The organism is Mycobacterium sp. NGS40, assembly GCF_059812735.1.
This window is the reverse complement of record NZ_JCALDG010000002.1, coordinates 241,196-258,419: the sequence shown is the minus strand read 5'-3', so window position 1 is coordinate 258,419 and position 17,224 is coordinate 241,196. Positions and strand designations below refer to the sequence as shown.

At 65.3% G+C, this 17,224-nt stretch carries 9 protein-coding genes; 2 read left to right on the top strand and 7 right to left on the bottom strand.

From position 1 onward, the window contains the following. Nucleotides 1-71 precede the first annotated feature (71 nt). Together AC5Y5O_RS04700 and AC5Y5O_RS04695 are read right to left on the bottom strand one after the other, a co-directional pair. Nucleotides 72-9,623, bottom strand: coding sequence for a BTAD domain-containing putative transcriptional regulator (locus tag AC5Y5O_RS04700; protein WP_500024127.1), 9,552 nt, complete (start codon nt 9,621-9,623; stop codon nt 72-74). 123 nt (nt 9,624-9,746) lie between these two features. Next, complete coding sequence (locus tag AC5Y5O_RS04695; protein ID WP_096288961.1) at nt 9,747-10,403, bottom strand: VldE C-terminal domain-containing protein; 657 nt, start codon at nt 10,401-10,403, stop codon at nt 9,747-9,749. Nucleotides 10,404-10,593: 190 nt separating this feature from the next. Between AC5Y5O_RS04695 and AC5Y5O_RS04690 the strand changes: the two genes are divergently transcribed. Continuing rightward, complete coding sequence (locus tag AC5Y5O_RS04690) at nt 10,594-11,517, top strand: class I SAM-dependent methyltransferase (protein ID WP_096291244.1); 924 nt, start codon at nt 10,594-10,596, stop codon at nt 11,515-11,517. Here AC5Y5O_RS04690 and AC5Y5O_RS04685 read toward each other — a convergent pair. The 3 genes from AC5Y5O_RS04685 to AC5Y5O_RS04675 all read right to left on the bottom strand — a co-directional run bounded on the left by AC5Y5O_RS04685 (nt 11,493) and on the right by AC5Y5O_RS04675 (nt 14,410). Next, entirely contained in the window at nt 11,493-12,794 is a 1,302-nt protein-coding gene (locus AC5Y5O_RS04685; RefSeq protein ID WP_096288959.1) for a glycosyltransferase, read from the bottom strand. The two genes, AC5Y5O_RS04690 and AC5Y5O_RS04685, sit on opposite strands and share 25 nt — an antisense overlap. A gap of 190 nt (nt 12,795-12,984) precedes the next feature. Continuing rightward, nucleotides 12,985-13,755 (bottom strand): class I SAM-dependent methyltransferase, encoded by a 771-nt coding sequence (locus AC5Y5O_RS04680; RefSeq protein ID WP_096288957.1) that lies wholly within the window; start codon nt 13,753-13,755, stop codon nt 12,985-12,987. A gap of 34 nt (nt 13,756-13,789) precedes the next feature. Beyond that, on the bottom strand, nt 13,790-14,410 hold the full coding sequence (locus tag AC5Y5O_RS04675) for a hypothetical protein (protein ID WP_096288955.1): 621 nt from the start codon (nt 14,408-14,410) through the stop codon (nt 13,790-13,792). Nucleotides 14,411-14,870: 460 nt separating this feature from the next. Between AC5Y5O_RS04675 and AC5Y5O_RS04670 the strand changes: the two genes are divergently transcribed. Then, a complete protein-coding gene (locus AC5Y5O_RS04670; RefSeq protein WP_096288953.1) occupies nt 14,871-15,503 on the top strand; it encodes a class I SAM-dependent methyltransferase in 633 nt (210 codons plus the stop codon). Nucleotides 15,504-15,517: 14 nt separating this feature from the next. On the opposite strand, the gene AC5Y5O_RS04665 is transcribed toward AC5Y5O_RS04670, so the two are convergent. Further along, nucleotides 15,518-16,174, bottom strand: a complete 657-nt coding sequence (locus AC5Y5O_RS04665; RefSeq protein ID WP_096291243.1) for a histidine phosphatase family protein — start codon at nt 16,172-16,174, stop codon at nt 15,518-15,520. 243 nt (nt 16,175-16,417) lie between these two features. Beyond that, complete coding sequence (locus AC5Y5O_RS04660; protein ID WP_096288951.1) at nt 16,418-17,104, bottom strand: chitin-binding protein; 687 nt, start codon at nt 17,102-17,104, stop codon at nt 16,418-16,420. Nucleotides 17,105-17,224: the final 120 nt, after the last annotated feature.

Genomic DNA, 17,224 nt, shown 5'->3' with positions numbered 1-17,224 from the left:
GGGGTCTTGATGAAATCAACAGCGAAAGCTGATGGGCAGGGGCGATCGTCAATCGGGCTCGGCCCGGTTGCTTAGCGGGCGAGCTCGTCGAATCGGGCGAGGGCGGCGTCGAGATCGGACTCGTCGAACATCTCACAGTGGTTGATCAGGTCGCCAGCGACCGTATAGAGGCTTGTCATGCGCCACTCGGCGTAGAAGCCCTCTCGTGACGTTCCCTTAGCCACATGGGTGACGACCGCGCCGAGCTCGGTCAGCCGATGAACGGCCAGAATGTCGAGGCGGTTGCCCACCGAGTCCGCCAGCGCGGCGCGCAGGTACGGCATCAGGTCGCCGGGGCCAATCGTTGTGAGATGCCGATGGTCAACGTCGACGAAATCGTTTGTACTCAACGGCATTTCCCCTCGATTAAGCGCGGCATATCCCTCCACAACAATCGACCACGTATGGGCGTGCACTGCGCCTTCACCAGCGAGGTACCGGGCGTCAAGTTCGGCGAAGGCGGCGGCCATGTCGTCGGAATCGAAGACCACGGTGTCGTGCAGTAGGTCGTCGCCGGCTAAGTCCACGAGGCGCAGAAGTTCGACGACGACCGGTCGATCGGCTTGATCAATGTCGCGGTAACGCTCGCGGCTCAACGAGAGGCGAGACCCTCTGACCGCGATGGCCTCATGCTCCATCCGCCAGCTACTGGGTACGGTCTCGAACATCGACTCGGCGGCCGTCGGCCATGCACGAACCTCGAGGACAGCTCGCAGACCCTCTCGGCGGTCGTCGACTCGGCCCTCCACGCTGGCGAGCGCGAGCATTCCGGCCATGTCGTGCCGGTTGAACGCAGCGGCGAATTGCGCCAAGGCCTTTGTTGCGTCGTTCTCCAGCGGTGGCGCTGGTCGGGCGAGCTCGTCAAATCGGGCGAGGGCGGCGTCGAGGTCGGACTCGTCGAACATCTCGACGCGGTTCAGCAAGTTGCCGTCGATGATGATGACGTTGGTCACGCGCCACTCGACGTCCAAGCCCTCTGGAGTCGTCCCGTTCGCCACATGGGTGACGACCGCGCCGTGGTCAGTCAACCGGTAAACGGCGACAATACGGAGGGAGTTGTTCTCCGTCTCGTCGAAGGCGACATGAAGGTAGTCGATCAGGTCGCCGGGTGCCATCGTTGCCCCACTGCGGTGATCGATGTCCGCGAAATCCGCTGTAGTTGGCGGGATGTCGCCCCGATTGAGCGCGCCATACGCGTCCGTTATGGCCGACCAGGTGTGCGGGTGCGCCGCGGCTTCCCCGGCGAGGTAACGAGAGTCGAGTTCGTCGAAGGCCGCTTCGACAGCGTCGACGTCGAAGACCGCGACTGCTTTAGTCCGGCGTTCGGAATCGATCTCGACGACGTGATAGATGTCGAGCTGAAATGCGTCGGGGTCCTGGGGTTCTGAACCCGATGCGTGGACGAGCATCAGCGCGAGGTCGTTGCCCCGGGTCGCAACAACTTTCGACGTTATGTGCCTGAACCCGACCTCGACTGCCGCCCGCATATCGTCGATCGAGTTTCTCCGGCCGCGTCGAATTCCGGCATTCGCGCCGGGACGGCGATCCTCGATGGAGACGTCGGCGGCCAGGATGTCCGCCATGCCCTCCCAGTCACGTGTCGTCATGTACACCGGAAAGCGCTTGGCTACCCGGGTCGCCTCGTTTTCGAGTTGCCGCGTCGGTGCCTGCAGCTCCTCGAACCTCGCGAGTGCCGCGTCGAGGTCTGTCTCTTCGAAGAATTCGTAGCGGTTGATCAGATCGCCTTCGACCATAAAGACATCGGCCATCCGCCACTCGGCGTAGAAGCCATCTGGTGTCGTCGACTGAGCAACGTGGGTGACGACGGCCCCGCGACCGGTCAGCCGGTGAATTGCCTCAACGTAGACGATGCTTTGCTTTGTATCAACCATCGCGGCATGGAGGAACTCCATCAGATCGCCGGGCGCTAGCATTACCCCGCGTCGGTGGTCGACATCCTCGAAGGTCTGTGTCGTCGTCGGCAATTCGCCTCGGTTGAGCACCTCGAACACCCGTGTGATGGCAGACCACGTACGCGACTGGGGGGCCGCCTCTCCGGCATGGTAGCGAGCATCGAGTTCGGCGAAGGCTGAATCGATGTCATCAGGGTCGAAGGCGACGCGTGCCGATATCCTTTCGTCCGAGTCGATCTCCGTGATGCTGAGCAGCTCGACACCGAATTCGCCGTGCCGCAGTTCGCGATTGGAAGAGCAGAAGCGGGTGAGCGCGAGGCGCTCGCCGCGGATCGCGATAACGGTCAACGTCGTATTCGCCCCGCCGTCTACTGCCAGGGCTTTCATTTTCTCGACCACTTCGTCGCGACCGTGCCAAATCCCCGCATTCACCACGTGCCGACGATCCTCGACCGAACTATCGGCGGCCAACGTATTGGCTACTGCCGGCCAGTTGCGTTGCCCCAAATTTTCCACGAAGCGCTTGTCCATTCGGGTTGCCGCGTTTTCCAGCCGTCGCGCTGGTGGACGCAATTCCTCAAATCGCGCGAGCGCGGCGTCGACGTCGTCTTCTTCGTACACTTCCATCCGTGGTCCGTCGGCAACGAACAAAAGGGTTCGTGCCCACTGCAATTCGTTCCCATGTTTGTCGCTGCCCTCGATGACGAGACCGGACACGATCCCATGGGTATCGAGCGCGTGGGCCACCGTCGTACGGTAGCGAGCGTCGGGCACGAGAGACCATAGCTCTTCGACAGCGTGCGCGAAATCCCCGGGCGCGAAAGGAACTCGTCGATGATCCGTGTACGCGATTTGTCCCATCATCGGCCCCGGCTGGTGACGATTAGCCTCGCCCAGAGTGTCGATTCCCATCTGCCACACGCGCGCATATGGTGCGGCCTCGCCGGCCAGGTACCGACGTTCGAGTTCTTCGTAAGCGGCGTCGATGTCTCCGAGATCGAACGAGACCAGTGCGACGATCCGGTCCTCGGCGTCGACCTCGACGATGGAGAACGACTCTGTGAAGTACGCGTCGGCTCCTTGATCGCGGAACGTGAGCTGGCCGCGGGTGAGGACAAGGCGTTGCCCGCGCAGCGCAATGGGTTTCGACGTTATGCGCGTGGTCCCGACGTCGGCAATTGACCGGATGTCCGCCATCTGGGCGTCTCGACCGTGCCGGACTCCCGCGCCTACCACTCGACGGCGGTCGTCACTGCAGAAGTTGTCGGCGAGTGCCTCGCTGAGACCGGACCAGTCGCGAGCGGCAAAATGCGCAAGGAATTGGTCGGCCACCTTGCTCGCCGCGTTTTCGAGTCGTCTAACGGTCGGGTGCAGTTCGTCGAACCGGGCAAGGGCGGCGTCGATGTCTGCCTCGTCGAAGACCTCTAAGCGATCGATCAGGCTACCGTCGACTGTGAAGACGTCGACGGTACGCCACTCGGCATCTACGCCCTCGTCTGAAATCTCTTGCGACACAGAGCCGATCACCGCTCCGAGATTGCTGAGCCGATGCGCAACCTCGATATACGAAAAGTTCCTGAGTCCGGTTGACGGTTTCCACAACGCGAGTAATGCGGGCAGCTCGCCGGGCGGAAACGACGATCCCTGCCGGTGGTCGATGTTGAACCAATTCGGCGTCGTCACCGGAGGTCCACCCCGGTTGATTGACGTGTAACTGCGTGTGATGGCCGACCAAGTCGCTGCACACGATGCGGCTTCGCCGACGAGGTAGCGCGCGTCGAGATCGTCGAACGCCGCCTCGGTGTCGTCCAGATCGAAGACGACGATCGACACAATTCGCTGGTCTGCGTCGATCTCGACGATGTTGAAGGCATCGTTTTGAACCGTCTCAGGGTCGCGGCCACATGCGCGTACGCGGGTAAGGGCGAGGCGTTGCCCCCGGACCGCCACGACATCCACCATCCAGATCGCGAATCCGAGATCGGCAGCTACGTGCAGATCCTCGATCACGGTTTCTCGACTGCCTCGGTCCCCGGCATTCACGACCCGTCGATGGTCGGCGCCGGTAAGGCTTTCGGAAACAATCCCAGCGGCGGCGTTCCAGTCACGGGCGGCGAAGAACGACCAGAAGTGCTCGTACACGCGCGTTGCCGCGTTCTCGACCCGCTGCGGGTGGTCGCTGAGCTGTTCAAACCGCGTGATGGCAGCATCCAGGTCCGCCTCGTCGAAAAGCTCGCAGCGGTTGATAGATTCGCCCTCTGTCGTTAGTAGGAAGACTTCCCGCCACTCTGCGTCGAAACCCTCTCGCGAGCTGCCATTCATCGCGTTGGTTACGACTGCTCCACGATCACTCAACCGATGCACGGCTTCGATATAGATCTCCGACTTCGCCGTGATATCCCAGGTCGCATGGGTGTATCGAAACAGCTCGCCAGGCGCGAAAGATCTTCCTTGCCGGTGGTCAATGTTCACCCAGTCTGGCGTCGTCGATGGGAGTTCGTGCCGATTGACCGCGGCGTAGGCGGACAGAATAGCCGACCACGTCTCTGCGTGCACTGCCGCTTCACCGGCGAGGTAACGGGATTCGAGTTCGGCAATGGCGGGGTCGAAGTCTTCGAGGTCGTACGTTACGACGGTTGCGATTCGGTCATCGGCGTCTATCCCGACGACGTTGAGGGCATCGTTTTGTGCCGTTTCCGGGTCGTTGCCGCAGGCGCGGGTTTGTGCCAAGACGAGACGCTCCCCGCGAACAGCAAGGGCGTTCACCATCGAGATTGTGAAGCCAACCTCGGCGGCAGCCTGCAGGTCTCTGATCACGACATCGCGGCTGTGTTGAGTCTCGGCGCTCACGATTCGCCGGTGATCGATGCCGATGTAGTTATCGGCCACGGTTTGGGCCACCGCATCCCAGTCGCGAGTCGCCATGTGCGACCAGACATCCCGAAATACGCGTGCGGCCGCATTTTCGGGTCTCGGTGCCTGCGGCTGCACCTCCCGCTCGAACCGGGCATGCGCCGCATCGAGTTCGGCGAGCGCGGAATCGAGATCTTCGACATCGAACGACACCTGCAGCGAAATGCGGCCGTCTGGGTCAAGACCCAACAGATGGAGGAGCTCGTCCTGTGGCGCCCCGGGACTCTCGTCTGCCACGCCCAGAGTCGTTCGGACGAGAGCCAGGCGTTCACCGCGCACGGCGAGCGCTGCACGAGAGCACCGCACTATGCCAATATCCGGGAAACGCCTTGCCTCGCTTGCCCACTCGCTAGGTGAGAGCCCGATCTGCGATAAGCCGACTATCTTGCGACGGCTCTCAACGGAGACGCTAGGGGCGAGCACTTCCTCGACTTCGCTCCAGGCCCCGCGGGAAGCAGCGTCATCCAGCCGGCCGACCGCTCGCACACACGCGTTGTCGAGCCGGTGTGTCTGACCGTGCTCTTCTCGCTCGAATTGCGCCTGCATGGCATCGAGTTCGGCAAGCGCGGCGTCGATGTCTTCGACGTCGAACCAAATCTGCAGCGCGACTTGACCGTTGTCGTCAATGGCGTACAGCTGAAGAAGTTCGTCCTGCGGCGCTCCAGGGCTTGCGTCGCCAGTACTCGTCACCATTCGAGACAAAGCCAGCCGCTCGCCCCGTGCCGCTACCATCACATGGTCGATCCGGATTGCACCAGTCTCGAGCTCCCACCGCATCTCACGGCGCATCGCAGCCGACTGCGTTGTTAGGCCGACGACCTTCCGACGACTTTCGACCAAGGCATCCGGCGCGAACAGCCGCTCGAATTCATCCCAGTCCTCGCGATGGATGGCGGCCATCGCACGTTCGCCCACTCGTATGCACTCGGTGTCCAGCTCGACGCTGGGTGCTACCGGCAGGGGAGCGGCGGTCGCAGCGATCCGCTCGCCGAGCAAACCCAGTGTCTTTTCGACGAGTGCCGCCGCACCTTTGCGCTCGTAGAGGGCGACCGCTTGTTCGGCGGCGGCCCGTGCTCCGGCGGTATTGCCGGCGGCGGCCAAGACTGTTGCGAGCGTGAGGCACGCGTCACCATGATCGACCAGGGCGTCGGTCCGCTCGGCCAAGGCCACCGCGGCCTCGGCGACGCGCCGAGCTGCTTCGTGGTCAGCGCCGCGAGCCAGCAGGTGCGCCCGAAGTGTGCGCCACCCCATCGACGCCTTCAGCGCATGGCCGGCGAGACATTCACTCTCGGTGCATAATTCGTCCGCTTCTGCAACCCGATCCAGCGCAAGGCATGCCCGGCCCAGAAGCGCCGCGGTCTCGGCAGTGTCGGCGTCGAGACCCATGCGACGAAAGCCGTTGTACGCCTTGCGCAGATGCGGCTCCGCGGCAGCAGGGTCATTGACGATGAGTTCGACGATCCCGGCGAATTGCTCGACTTCGAGCCGTGCGTGACGCAAGCCGAGCTCGGTGACGGTGCGCCTGGCCGAGTCGATCATCCGCCGGGCGGCGGCGGCGCGCCCCCGGAACGCCTCCAACACGGCCTGACACCGCGTCGAGGTGGCCTCGACGGCGGGGGAGTCGGTCGTGATGCGAAGCAGCCGGACCACGTCGAGACACCGTCCGCCCGCCCGCGGAACGGGGTTGGGTCCCCACAACGCCGCGAGTGGTGCGCCCGCCAAAACCGCGTTCACACTGCGGTGTTCGCGCGCCCGCCGCGCCGCGGTCAGCGCATCGTCGAGTGCGATTTCACAGTCGGCGATGCGTCCCAGGCGGGCGAGGCACCCCGCGCGGACGGTGTGCGCCTTGGCTTCTCCGGCGGCATCGTCCAGTTGGGCAAGCTTGGCGGCGGCCGCGCTCAACGCGGATTCGGCCTCGTCCAAACGCTCGGGGTGAATCAACAACGAGAGTTGGCCGTCGAAGCATGCGGCCCACGCCGCGAACCGGGCCGAATCGACGGTCGTTTGCTGCAATTGAGCGACCGCGCCAGCCGCCGACGTCACATCGCCGGCGGCGAGCAGGGCCTCGCAGCGCGCAACCAACAGGTCGGCCGCTTGAGCGTCGCGGTCGGGCAACTCGTCGTCGATTTCTTCCAGCGCATGCAAGGCCTGGTGATACAGGTCGGCCGCGCCCTCGTAGGCAAGTCGCGCCATCGCCTGGTCCGCGGCACGCCGGCAGTAGAAGACGGCCTTCGCCGCGTTTCCCGCCCAGGCACACTCGAAGTAGTGGTGAGCCAGTTCGGCCAACAGTTCGTCGTCGGCGCCCGGCCGCGTCTCCAGCGTCGCGGCGATGCGCTGGTGCAGTCGCATGCGCCGCACCGAGGCCAACTCGGCCAACAGTGACTGGCGGACGATTGCGTGGTTGAACCGGTAGTTGCCGCCGGGTTCTTCGATGACGATGCCGGCTTGGCACGCCTCGTCGAACGCGTCGATCAAGTCGTCTCCGATGACCTGTTCGACCAGTTCCAGGGCGAACCGGCTGCCGACGACCGCAGCGGCTGCCAGAGCTTTGTTGGTCTCGGCTGGCAGCCGAGAAAGTCTGCGGCTCACCGCTTCTCGCACGCCCTGCGGCAGGGTGCTCTGATCCCACACGCCGCCACTTTCGTCGACGTGGCGCAACGCCTCGATCAGGAAGAAGGGGTTGCCGCCGGTGACCGTCGCCAAGGCGTGAGCAAGTTCCTCGTCGTCGTAGCCGGCCTCGGCGACGTAAGCGGTGACATCTTCCTCGTCGAGTCCGCTGAGGCTCAAGCGGTTTGCGGTGCCAGAAGGGGCACCGCGGTGCAGATCGGCGAGCATCGCGGCCAGGGGATGGGAGCGGTCGAGGTCGGTGCTGCGGTAGGTGCCGACGATCTGCACGCGGGCGTGGTCGCCGAAGCGCAGCAGATGGCGCAACAGCAGCAGCGTCGGTTTGGCCGCCCAGTGCAGGTCGTCCAGGATCAGCAGGACCGGCGCGCTGCGGGATGCGATTTCCAGCAGCGCCACGACGGCATCGAAAAGCGCGTAGCGCTCGGTGTCGGGATCCGGATGAGCCCGGGAGACCAGATCGGGCAGGACGTCGGTCAGCCCGGGCGCCAGCGTTAGCAGCGCTTCGACGCCGCGCAGTCCCCGCAGTCGGTCAGCGCCCATGCACGGCACCAGCGAACGCAGCGCCTCGGCGAACGGCTGGTAGGGCGCGCCGAGGTCCTCGTCGCACCGGCCGTACAACACGACCGCTCCTTGCGCATAGGCCCGCTGCGACCATTCGCCGGCCAGTCGTGTCTTGCCGACGCCCGGTTCGCCGGCGATCAGCACCGTCGGCACCCCGCCTGCGAGCGCGGTCTGCCACACCGACAGCAGCCGTTCGAGCTCGCGGCTGCGTCCGACGAACGGCCCGGGTCCGACGAGGACCGCGGGAAGGCCGGGGCGCTCCATCGGCGGTTCGGGTGCGTGCGGTTGGGGCGGGGCCGCGGCGGTTTCGAGTCGCAGCTCGAAAACATGCTCGGGGCGTGCGAGGTTTTTCAGCTGACGCGTCCCGAGGTCGTTGAGCATGACGTCGTCGGCCAGCGAGTCGATGACGAGTTCGGCGGTCGCGCCGGAGCACAGGATCTGGCCGCCCTCGGCCAGCGAGCGCAGGCGCGCAACCCGGTTGACCGCCCGGCCGAAGTAGTCACCGCCGCGAAGCTCGACCTCACCGGTGTGTAGCGCCATCCGGACGCGGATGGGCTCGACAGATGCCCACGGTTCGTGAGCGATTGCGTCTTGCAACTCAATTGCCGCGGCGGCAGCCGCAGACGGCCGCTCGAAGACCGAGAACGTCGCATCGCCCTCGCCACGTGTCTTGATCAGCCGACCGCCACGTGAGGTGACGACCTGTTCGACCAGCTCGTCGTGACGGGCGAGGGCGAACGCCATTCCATCGGCGTCGGCCTCCCAGGCCGCGGTCGATCCCTCTATATCGGTGAGCAGGAAGGTCACAGCGCGTGTCACCGACGGAAGATGCTGTGTGACAGCAACATCCAGTGACGAATCCTGAGCAACGATCGCGGATTCGAGCCGTCTGAGCTCCGGGCCGGGATCGACACCCAGTTCGTCGGCGAGCAGCGACCGCACCCGTTGATATGCCCCGAGGGCTTCACCTTGCCGGCCTGCCCGGTACAGGGCGAGCATCAGCTGCGCCCATCGTCTTTCACGCAGCGGCGCCTCGGCGACGGCGGCCTCGAGGTCGCCGATGACTTCGGCGGCGCGTCCGGTGGCCAGCAGCGCGTCTGCCCGATCCTCGACGAGTGCGGCATGGCTTTCGATCCAGCGCGTCTTTTCGGAGAGTCCCCGCGGGCCTTCGGGGAGTTCGGGGATTCCGCGCCACAGGACGAGCGCCTCCTCCAAGGACGCCACCGCTTGGCTGGTGTCGCCCACGGCAGCCGCATCGCGTCCCGTTTTCGCCGCCGACTTATAGCGCGACGCATCCACTTCGGCGCCGTCGAGCCGCCAGCCCGTTCCCTCGGTGACCACGAGGCCGTCGCCAAGCGCGCGGCGCAGCGCGGAGATGTGGGTTTGCAGGGCCTTGCCGGCGGTGCGCGGCGGATCGTCACCCCACAGCAACTTGATCAATGCGTCGGCGGGCACAACTGAACCGTCGTGCAGCCCCAGCATCGTGAGGATGGCACGCGGCTTGGCGCCCGGGATCGCGACGGTCTTCCCGTCCTGCCGGACCTGGAGAGGTCCCAAAACCCCCAGTTCCACGGTTGAAAGCGTACTCACGTCAACCATCGTCGGAGGAGCAATTCAATACCCGGTCAAGGTCGAGTAAAGGTGCCGCGCCGACGAGTCACGGCTGCCCTTGACTTCAGGGCCAGCTAATACTTCTTACTCGGGCGGTGCCGGCGTCATGGACGCGATGTAGTAGACCTCGTTGCCCTTGGGATATCCGCCGCCACCGGTGGCGATATGGACGTGGTCGTAGTGGTTGGCCGTTTCGTTTCCGAGGTCGGCCGTCCACGCGCCCGAGTTGGGGCCCGGGTAGATCTTCTGTCGCCAGATCACGTGGTTGATGCCCCAGCGCTTGGCATTCGCCAGCGCATACCCGGCGATCTGGTTGCCGAGTTCGATGCCGTCCGGGCTGCCGTGGTCCGGGATCATCACGTCAATCGCCAACCCGTTGGGATGCCACGGCAGTGGATCTTGCCGGTACCCGTAGATGGTCTTGATCTGCGGGAACAGCACGCTGATGACGCGAGCCGCCCAGATGGTCTTGACCTGCAACCGGTCCTCGGAGGCGATGCCGGGCGGTAACGGGAACTGGAAGCCCTGCGCCCCGGTGGGCGCGGTCGCCGCCAGCGCCGCCAACGACTCCGCTTCCGCCGGCGTCGCGACGTGCGGGCCCAGTCCGGTCGCCGGGTCTTTCGGAGGCGGTGCCGCGGTAACCGTCGGGGGCGCGGTCGGGGCCTCGGGGCTAACCGTGGACTTCAGTCCCTGGGCGTAAATCATGCCGGCGGACACGACGAGCGAGGCCGCGATCGCCATCCAGCGGCTTCGGCCGATGGCTAACACGTTCCTGCTCACGCTGAGCACTTTAGTGTCGCGTGCGACGTGTGTGGCGATCTTCGTCGTTTCTTGTCAGTCCGCTACCAACGGATGGTGCCGACCCGGTGCAAGTTATGGTGACTGCTATCGCTTTTCTGCTCTCGCGGCCGCTTTCAGGATGGGGGTAACGGTGTCATCGGATGGCGTAGCGCGCACCGAAGGGGACAGCTGGGATCTCGCCTCCAGTGTGGGAGCGACGGCAACGATGGTGGCCGCATCTCGCGCGCTGGCGTCACGCGAACCGGATCCACTGCTCGACGATCGATTCGCTGAGCCGTTGGTCCGGGCGGTGGGACACCCATTCTTCACCCGCATGCTCGACGGCGATATTCCGCTGGACGACAACGAAATACCCTTGACCGCGCGGCAGCGCTGCGAGCAGATGGCGGTACGCACAAGGTTTTTCGACAACTTCCTTCTTGCAGCAGCCGACAGTGGGATCCGTCAGGCGGTCATCTTGGCGGCCGGGCTCGACGCCCGGGCCTACCGGTTGCCGTGGCCGGCGGGCACGGTGGTCTTCGAGGTGGACCAGCCCGAGGTGATCCTGTTCAAGGGCACCACGCTGGCTCAGATCGGAGCCGAACCCACCGCGGAACGACGGGCAGTCGGCGTCGACTTGCGCGATGATTGGCCTACCGCCTTGCGCGACAACTTCTTTGACACCGCGGCGCCGACGGCGTGGATCGCCGAAGGCCTGCTGCCGTATCTGCCACCGGATGCCCAGGACCGGCTGCTGGACAACATCACCGCACTCAGCGCGCCGCGCAGCATGCTGGCCACCGAAAACATCACCGACATGCGCGTGTTCACCGACGAGCGCGCGCGGGCGCTACGCAGCGGCTGGAAAAAGCACGGACTCGATTTCGACGTCGCCGATCTGGTGTGGGCCGGGCAGCGGCGGCAAGCCGGCGAGCACCTGGCGGGAACCGGCTGGACCGTCACCAAGCACCTCACCGAAGACCTTTACGCCGAAAACGGATTCGAGCTGCCGGATCACGAACTGCTCGCCGAGTTTCGGCGCACCATCAGCTACCTGAGCGCAGAACTGGGCTGACCAAGGCCCCAGGCAGGCCGCTCGGGGCCAGCAAGTCCCTCGAGCAGATCGGCCGCTTCGGCAACGCTCGCATCGGGTTTGCTCATCCGAGTCGCGAATTCGCGGGCTCGGGCCACGCACTCCGGGCTGAGGATCTTGCGTAGGTCGGCCACCAACGATGCGCGGGTCGTGTTCGCAAATCGCCGGGCGGCACCGACCTTCAGCCGGGTGACTTGAGCTCCCCAGATCGTCTGAACGAGGTCCATCGACAGGACCAACGTGGGAACCCCGGCGCGCAGGCCCGCGGCCGTGGTGCCGGTGCCGCCGTGGTGCACGACCGCCCGGCAAGAGGGAAAAATTGCCGCATAGTTGACTTCGCCGACCACCTTGACGTTGTCGAAATGCGGCACCCCGCCGAAGTCGCTCCACCCCGAGCACACCAACGCCCGCTCACCGAGTTCCGCGCATGCCGCGCTGATCATTTCGACCGTTTCGGCAGGGGATTCGACGCGCATGCTGCCAAAGCCGAAGCAGATCGGTGGCGCTGCCGCGGCGATCCACGACGCGACTTCCTCGTCGGCATCCGTCATCAATTCCAGTGTCAGCGCGCCGACGAACGGGCGCTGTCCTTTCCATTTCGCCCATTCGGCTTCCAGGCCGGGAAAGCAAGCGTCGTCGTAGGCCTGGATTTCCAACGATCCACGGTCGGTGATGCGTCGTGAGGCGGGACGAGTTGCCCTGGGCAGGCCCAATTCACGGCGCTGCGCATTCTCGAGATGTTTAGTCATCCGCCACGTCAGCCAGTTGGACACACCCATGGCCGAGCGCACCAATGGCGCGGGCACCATCGGGACAAGCTGGCCGTTCGCCCGGATCGGGACGTAATGCAGGGTAGCCAGCGGTATGTCGTAGTACTCCGCGACGTTGGCCGCGGTTTCCATGAAGCTCTCGCCGGTGAACATCACGTCGGCCCCGTCGGCCAGCGGAGCCAGTGTTTCGCTCATCTGCACCCAGCTGCGGATGACGGAGTCGCGAAGTTCGCGCCACATCCCGATCAGAGCGGGGATCCTCCACGCGTTATGGAACGCAGACGCCCAGAAGTCGCGGTAGGTATCCAGCCACTCCCGCGTGTCGAGGCCATAGCCGACCGCGGTGAGGCCGGCGGCTTCGGCGAAGTCGACGAGATCCGGCGAGACGGCCATCTGCACGTCGTGCCCTCGGCGCAGCAGTTCGCGGCCGACAGCGACTGACGGCTCGATATCCCCCCGAGTTCCATAACTTGCGAGCACAAATTTCATTGCGGATCCCGGATCTTCAGTTGTAGTGCACCTGATCCGACCTCAGGGGGCCATCGGTGGCGGTCGTGCCGGCTCAGCCTAACGTGCTCCGCCAGCAAATTGGAGCAGGTGCTGACCGCGCAGGCGATGTCGCGTTGGTGAGCGGCCACGCCCCGGTCTTCTTGTGACGCATGAGAATCGCGGCGCAACGTCAATGCTCGGCCCCGCGTGAAACACGGTCGCCGCGCCAGCACCATGCGCGCATCGGGATATCGATCGCGTCAACACCGGGAAAGTGTGCCTGCATCGCCGTGCGTGCTGCGTCGAGCGTTTGGGCGCGGTCCTGCGGGGAGGCAATGATCGCCCGGCTGTATGTGGCCAGCATCGCGACGGCGTTCTCGAGGGTCATCGTCCGCACGAACCGGAAGATCTCGCGCTCGATGTTGTGGAAGGTCTGCGGTTCGGGAAGGTCGAAGTGCAGGCGCTGCCGGAAGCGGTCGACCGACTGGACCTCTTCGAGGTCCTGGCCGGGCAGCCGGCCGAGGTCGCGCACCCAGTCCACCTCACGGTCGCGGCTGGTCCAGATCAGGCCGAAGCGACCGCCGTCGCGCAGCACCCGAGCGATCTCGGGCAGGGCTCGTTCGTGATCCATCCAGTGCCACGCCGACGACACGAATACCGCGTCGGCGGCGGCGTCCGGAAGCGGGATCGACTCGCCGCGCCCCTCGAGCGCACGGACGCCCGGGGACCGCTCGGTCAACACCTTGCGCATTCGCGCATCCGGCTCCACCGCGATGACTTCTGCTGCCTTGTCCACCAGGGTGCGGCTGAATAACCCGGTGCCCGCCCCGACGTCGACGGCCACCTGGCACCCGGGCGGCACCAGCCAGTCGACTGCATCCTGTGGCGGCCGCGGCCGCAGTCCGTCATAGTCTTCGGCGATCGATCCGAAAGACATTGCGCGTTCTTGACGATCAGTCACACCGTCACGCTAAACCGCTCACCTGTGTCCGAACTTAGTGATTCCCGTGCGCTGCAAGCGTTTCGTGCAATCGGCTGACGGATCCCCACAGATAGAATTCGGGAACACCCCGTTGCAAGCCCGATCGGTAGATTCCTACGCCGGTGACTGGCAACTCGTCTCCGAGGTATGGGGCCTGAGCGGCCTGGGCCTTACGGAAGAGTTCCCCGGCTGAAAAGGCGGAGCCGTCATCGGCGTCGACTCGCCTTCCTGGTTTGGTGCCTCCGGCCGGTCCGAAGAGTGACAGATACACGCGGGCGACGTTCAGCTCTGCGCCACGCACGCCCGGCCGCCCGACGGGATCTGATGACCACGTGATCGCCGCGTCCTGCAGTGCGGCGAACGGCAGGTCGGGCCGGTGAATTGCCCGCTCGTCGTCGGTGAGGGGATCGGACCGTAGCTGCGTCGCCTTCTCCACCAGTGTGGTGACCGTGGTGAGGTAGTAGGCGATGCGCTTGCGTTGGACGGTGGCGAGGTTTGCCAGGCCCCAGCCATTCTGGTGCGGCCACCAGACGTCGTACATCACGACCTCGCCGTCGTGTAGCAGGACTCGGTTAGGCCGCTCATCGTGCGGGAACCGGAACACGGCTCCGAGTTCGATCGTGGACGCATCCATGCGCCGCAGCGTAGCGGCGATCTTCCGCCATCGCCTTCGGGCCAATGCCGGCCACGACGCAGCCGTCGAATCCGGACCGCAAAGTCTTCGGCTTGACGCACAATGATATTTCCGGTTGCTGGCCAGATGTTGGCGGGGAGGAGAAACCGACATGACCAAGACAATCAGCGGCCCACGATTGCTACGCCCTTGCGCGATAGGTGTATTCGCGGTCGTATTGGCAGGGCTGCCGATGGCCTGGATCGCCGCGCCCGCGATCAGCCGGGCCGACCCGTATTGCGCGCCGGGGTGGGCCTGGAGCGTCGAATTGAACCAGTGCGTGTTCGTGCTTCCTGCCGCAAATGGACCAGGCGGACCAGGCGGACCGGGTGGCCCGGGCGGACCTGGTGGGCCCGGCGGACCGGGCGGACCCGGGGGCCCCGGTGGACCCGGGTTGCCGGGCCACCACTAGACATGTTGTATGACCGCACCGCGACGTCGGGGGTTCAACAGCGCCATCACCGGGGTGTGGAGTTTTCTGGCTCCCGCCTACGACCATCCAACTTTGCAGCAGTGGGTGTATCGCCCGCCCCATGACGAGGTGATCGCGCGACTGCGTGACCACCAATCGCGCAGGATCGCCGACATCGCTTGTGGGACAGGAATTCTGAGTGATCGCATCGAGCGTGAACTGCAGCCCGACGCGATCTATGGGGTAGACATGTCGGACGGCATGCTTGCCCAGGCCCGCGCCCGATCCGATCGGGTGCAATGGCTGCGCGCCCCGGCCGAGCAGCTGCCGTTTGACGACGGCTCACTCGACGCCGTCGTCACCACCTCGGCGTTTCACTTCTTTGATCAGCCGGCAGCGCTCCGGGAATTCCATCGCGCTTTGGCGCCGGGCGGATTAGCGGCCGTGTCCGCGCTGAGTACGCGACAAACGTTGCTTCATGTGTCGACGAATAAATGGAAACCGCAGCACAACGCGTCACCTGCCGAGGTGCGGTCGATCTTCGAGGGCGCCGGGTTCACCGTCGTCGATCAGCACCGGATCCCGCGACCAATCTGGCTCCGGTTCGTTTCGGACGTGATTACCGTCGGTATCAAGTCCTGACGCCGGTCAGGAGATCAGCACGGCGGGGGATCGGCATCCCACTCGGTCATCGTCCAGCCGTCGGACGGATTCCCGGTAAGGATGACGTGACCGACATTGGTCAGTGACTTGGTTTTCAGCAACGACGGATCGGCATTGCGTGCGTTCATCAGCACCCAGAACATGATCGCCGCGCTGTGCGAGAACGCGACCGGATTCTGCTCGCCGCTGTCGTAGATGCGTTGAACGGCTTCGGTGAACCGCGCGTTGAACTCGTTGCCATCCACCGAGCCGGGGATCCGCGCGCTGCGGTCACCCTGCAGCCAGCGCGCCGGAGCGGCGAAGTAGGTCTGCGGGATGTCGGCCTCTGGTGTGCCCTCGAACTTGCCGGCCTCGATCTCGCGCAGCCCGGGCAGCACGGTGATCTGTTCGCCCAGCAATTGCGACGTCGGTGTGGCCGTCTCCTGGGTGCGGATCATCGTCGAGGCATAGACACCGTCGTAATGGTTGGGCGCCAGCTGCGCAGCCGCCACGCTCGCCTGGCAGAACCCGCGGGGCGAAAGTTCAGGGCCCGGGACCGTCGTGTCGATCAATCCCGATGCGTTGGCCGCCGACTGGGCATGTCGCACCAGCGTCAACGTGATAGTGCGATTGCCGGCGGCCCGCGCCGGCGCCCAGCTTGTCGCCAGCATCGCAATGATGAGGATGGCAACGAAACTTCGTATGGTCACCGTGATTTCACGCGCGCGCCGACGTTGGCGATCGTCCGCAGTTTTCACGCGAGAAGTGTAAGTCGTTCCGATCATCCGCGCTGCGCAAGCCCGGCAAACGTCGGCTTGTCACTGCGGGACGCTTGCACACCCGGTCGGCCATACCACGACGCCCGCCTCGCCGAATGGCGAAACGGGCGTCGTGGTGGGTCGTTGGTCAGCTATTTACAGCGGGATCCAGACTCCGAAGAACCAGAAGCCCCATGCGTTGAATCCGGGATCCCATACGGGAGTTTCCGGGTAGCCCCAGTAGTTGATCGGGCCGTAGTTCCACGGACCCCCTGGGGGCGGAAGCGGACGATCCCAGACCGGCCGAGGCGGCTCACCCGGTCCCCAAGGGGCCGGTCCGTCGCCCCACGGCGCGTTGTTGAAGTAGCCCCGATGGGGATCGCCGTGCCACGGACCGCCGGGGCCACCAGGCCCGCCCGGTCCGTTGAAGCCAGGGCCGCCTGGGTGTCCAGGTCCGCCCGGACCGCCGGGTCCACCAGGTCCGTTAGGACCACCAGGCCCACCCGGGCCGCCGGGTCCACCAGGACCGTTAGGACCGCCGGGTCCGCCCGGGCCGTGCTCGCCCGGGCCGCCGGGTCCGCCCGGACCAGGACCACCGGGGCCGCCCGGACCACCCGGGCCGCCGGGTCCACCCGGGCCAGGACCACCGGGGCCGCCGGGACCACCGGGATCGTTTGGCCCGTTCGGAGCGTGGCCGCCCCCGGGTCCGGGAGCGCCATGGCCCCCCGGGGCCGAAGGTGGTGAACCAGGAGCGGCATTTGCCAAACCGGCGCCCACGCCGAGCGCTGCCGCGCTGAAGGCGCCGGCCAGCGTGCCCGCCGCAATCAGTTGCTTGATTTTCATACTTATTCCCCCCACTCAAATTATTTGGTGGATATTCGAATGCTGACCCCCAACCCACTCGACGCTAGATAGGTTAGCTATGCGTCGGCTGTGACTGGGCCCTGCGAAGCCTTTGGCTGA

Coding starts and splice junctions, on each gene's coding strand:
- AC5Y5O_RS04670 (WP_096288953.1), top strand. CDS start 14,871: ATGACCGCACCGCGACGTCGGGGGTTCAACAGCGCCATCACCGGGGTG.
- AC5Y5O_RS04660 (WP_096288951.1), bottom strand. CDS start 17,104: ATGAAAATCAAGCAACTGATTGCGGCGGGCACGCTGGCCGGCGCCTTC.
- AC5Y5O_RS04665 (WP_096291243.1), bottom strand. CDS start 16,174: ATGCTGGCGACAAGCTGGGCGCCGGCGCGGGCCGCCGGCAATCGCACT.
- AC5Y5O_RS04685 (WP_096288959.1), bottom strand. CDS start 12,794: ATGAAATTTGTGCTCGCAAGTTATGGAACTCGGGGGGATATCGAGCCG.
- AC5Y5O_RS04675 (WP_096288955.1), bottom strand. CDS start 14,410: ATGGATGCGTCCACGATCGAACTCGGAGCCGTGTTCCGGTTCCCGCAC.
- AC5Y5O_RS04695 (WP_096288961.1), bottom strand. CDS start 10,403: ATGGCGATCGCGGCCTCGCTCGTCGTGTCCGCCGGCATGATTTACGCC.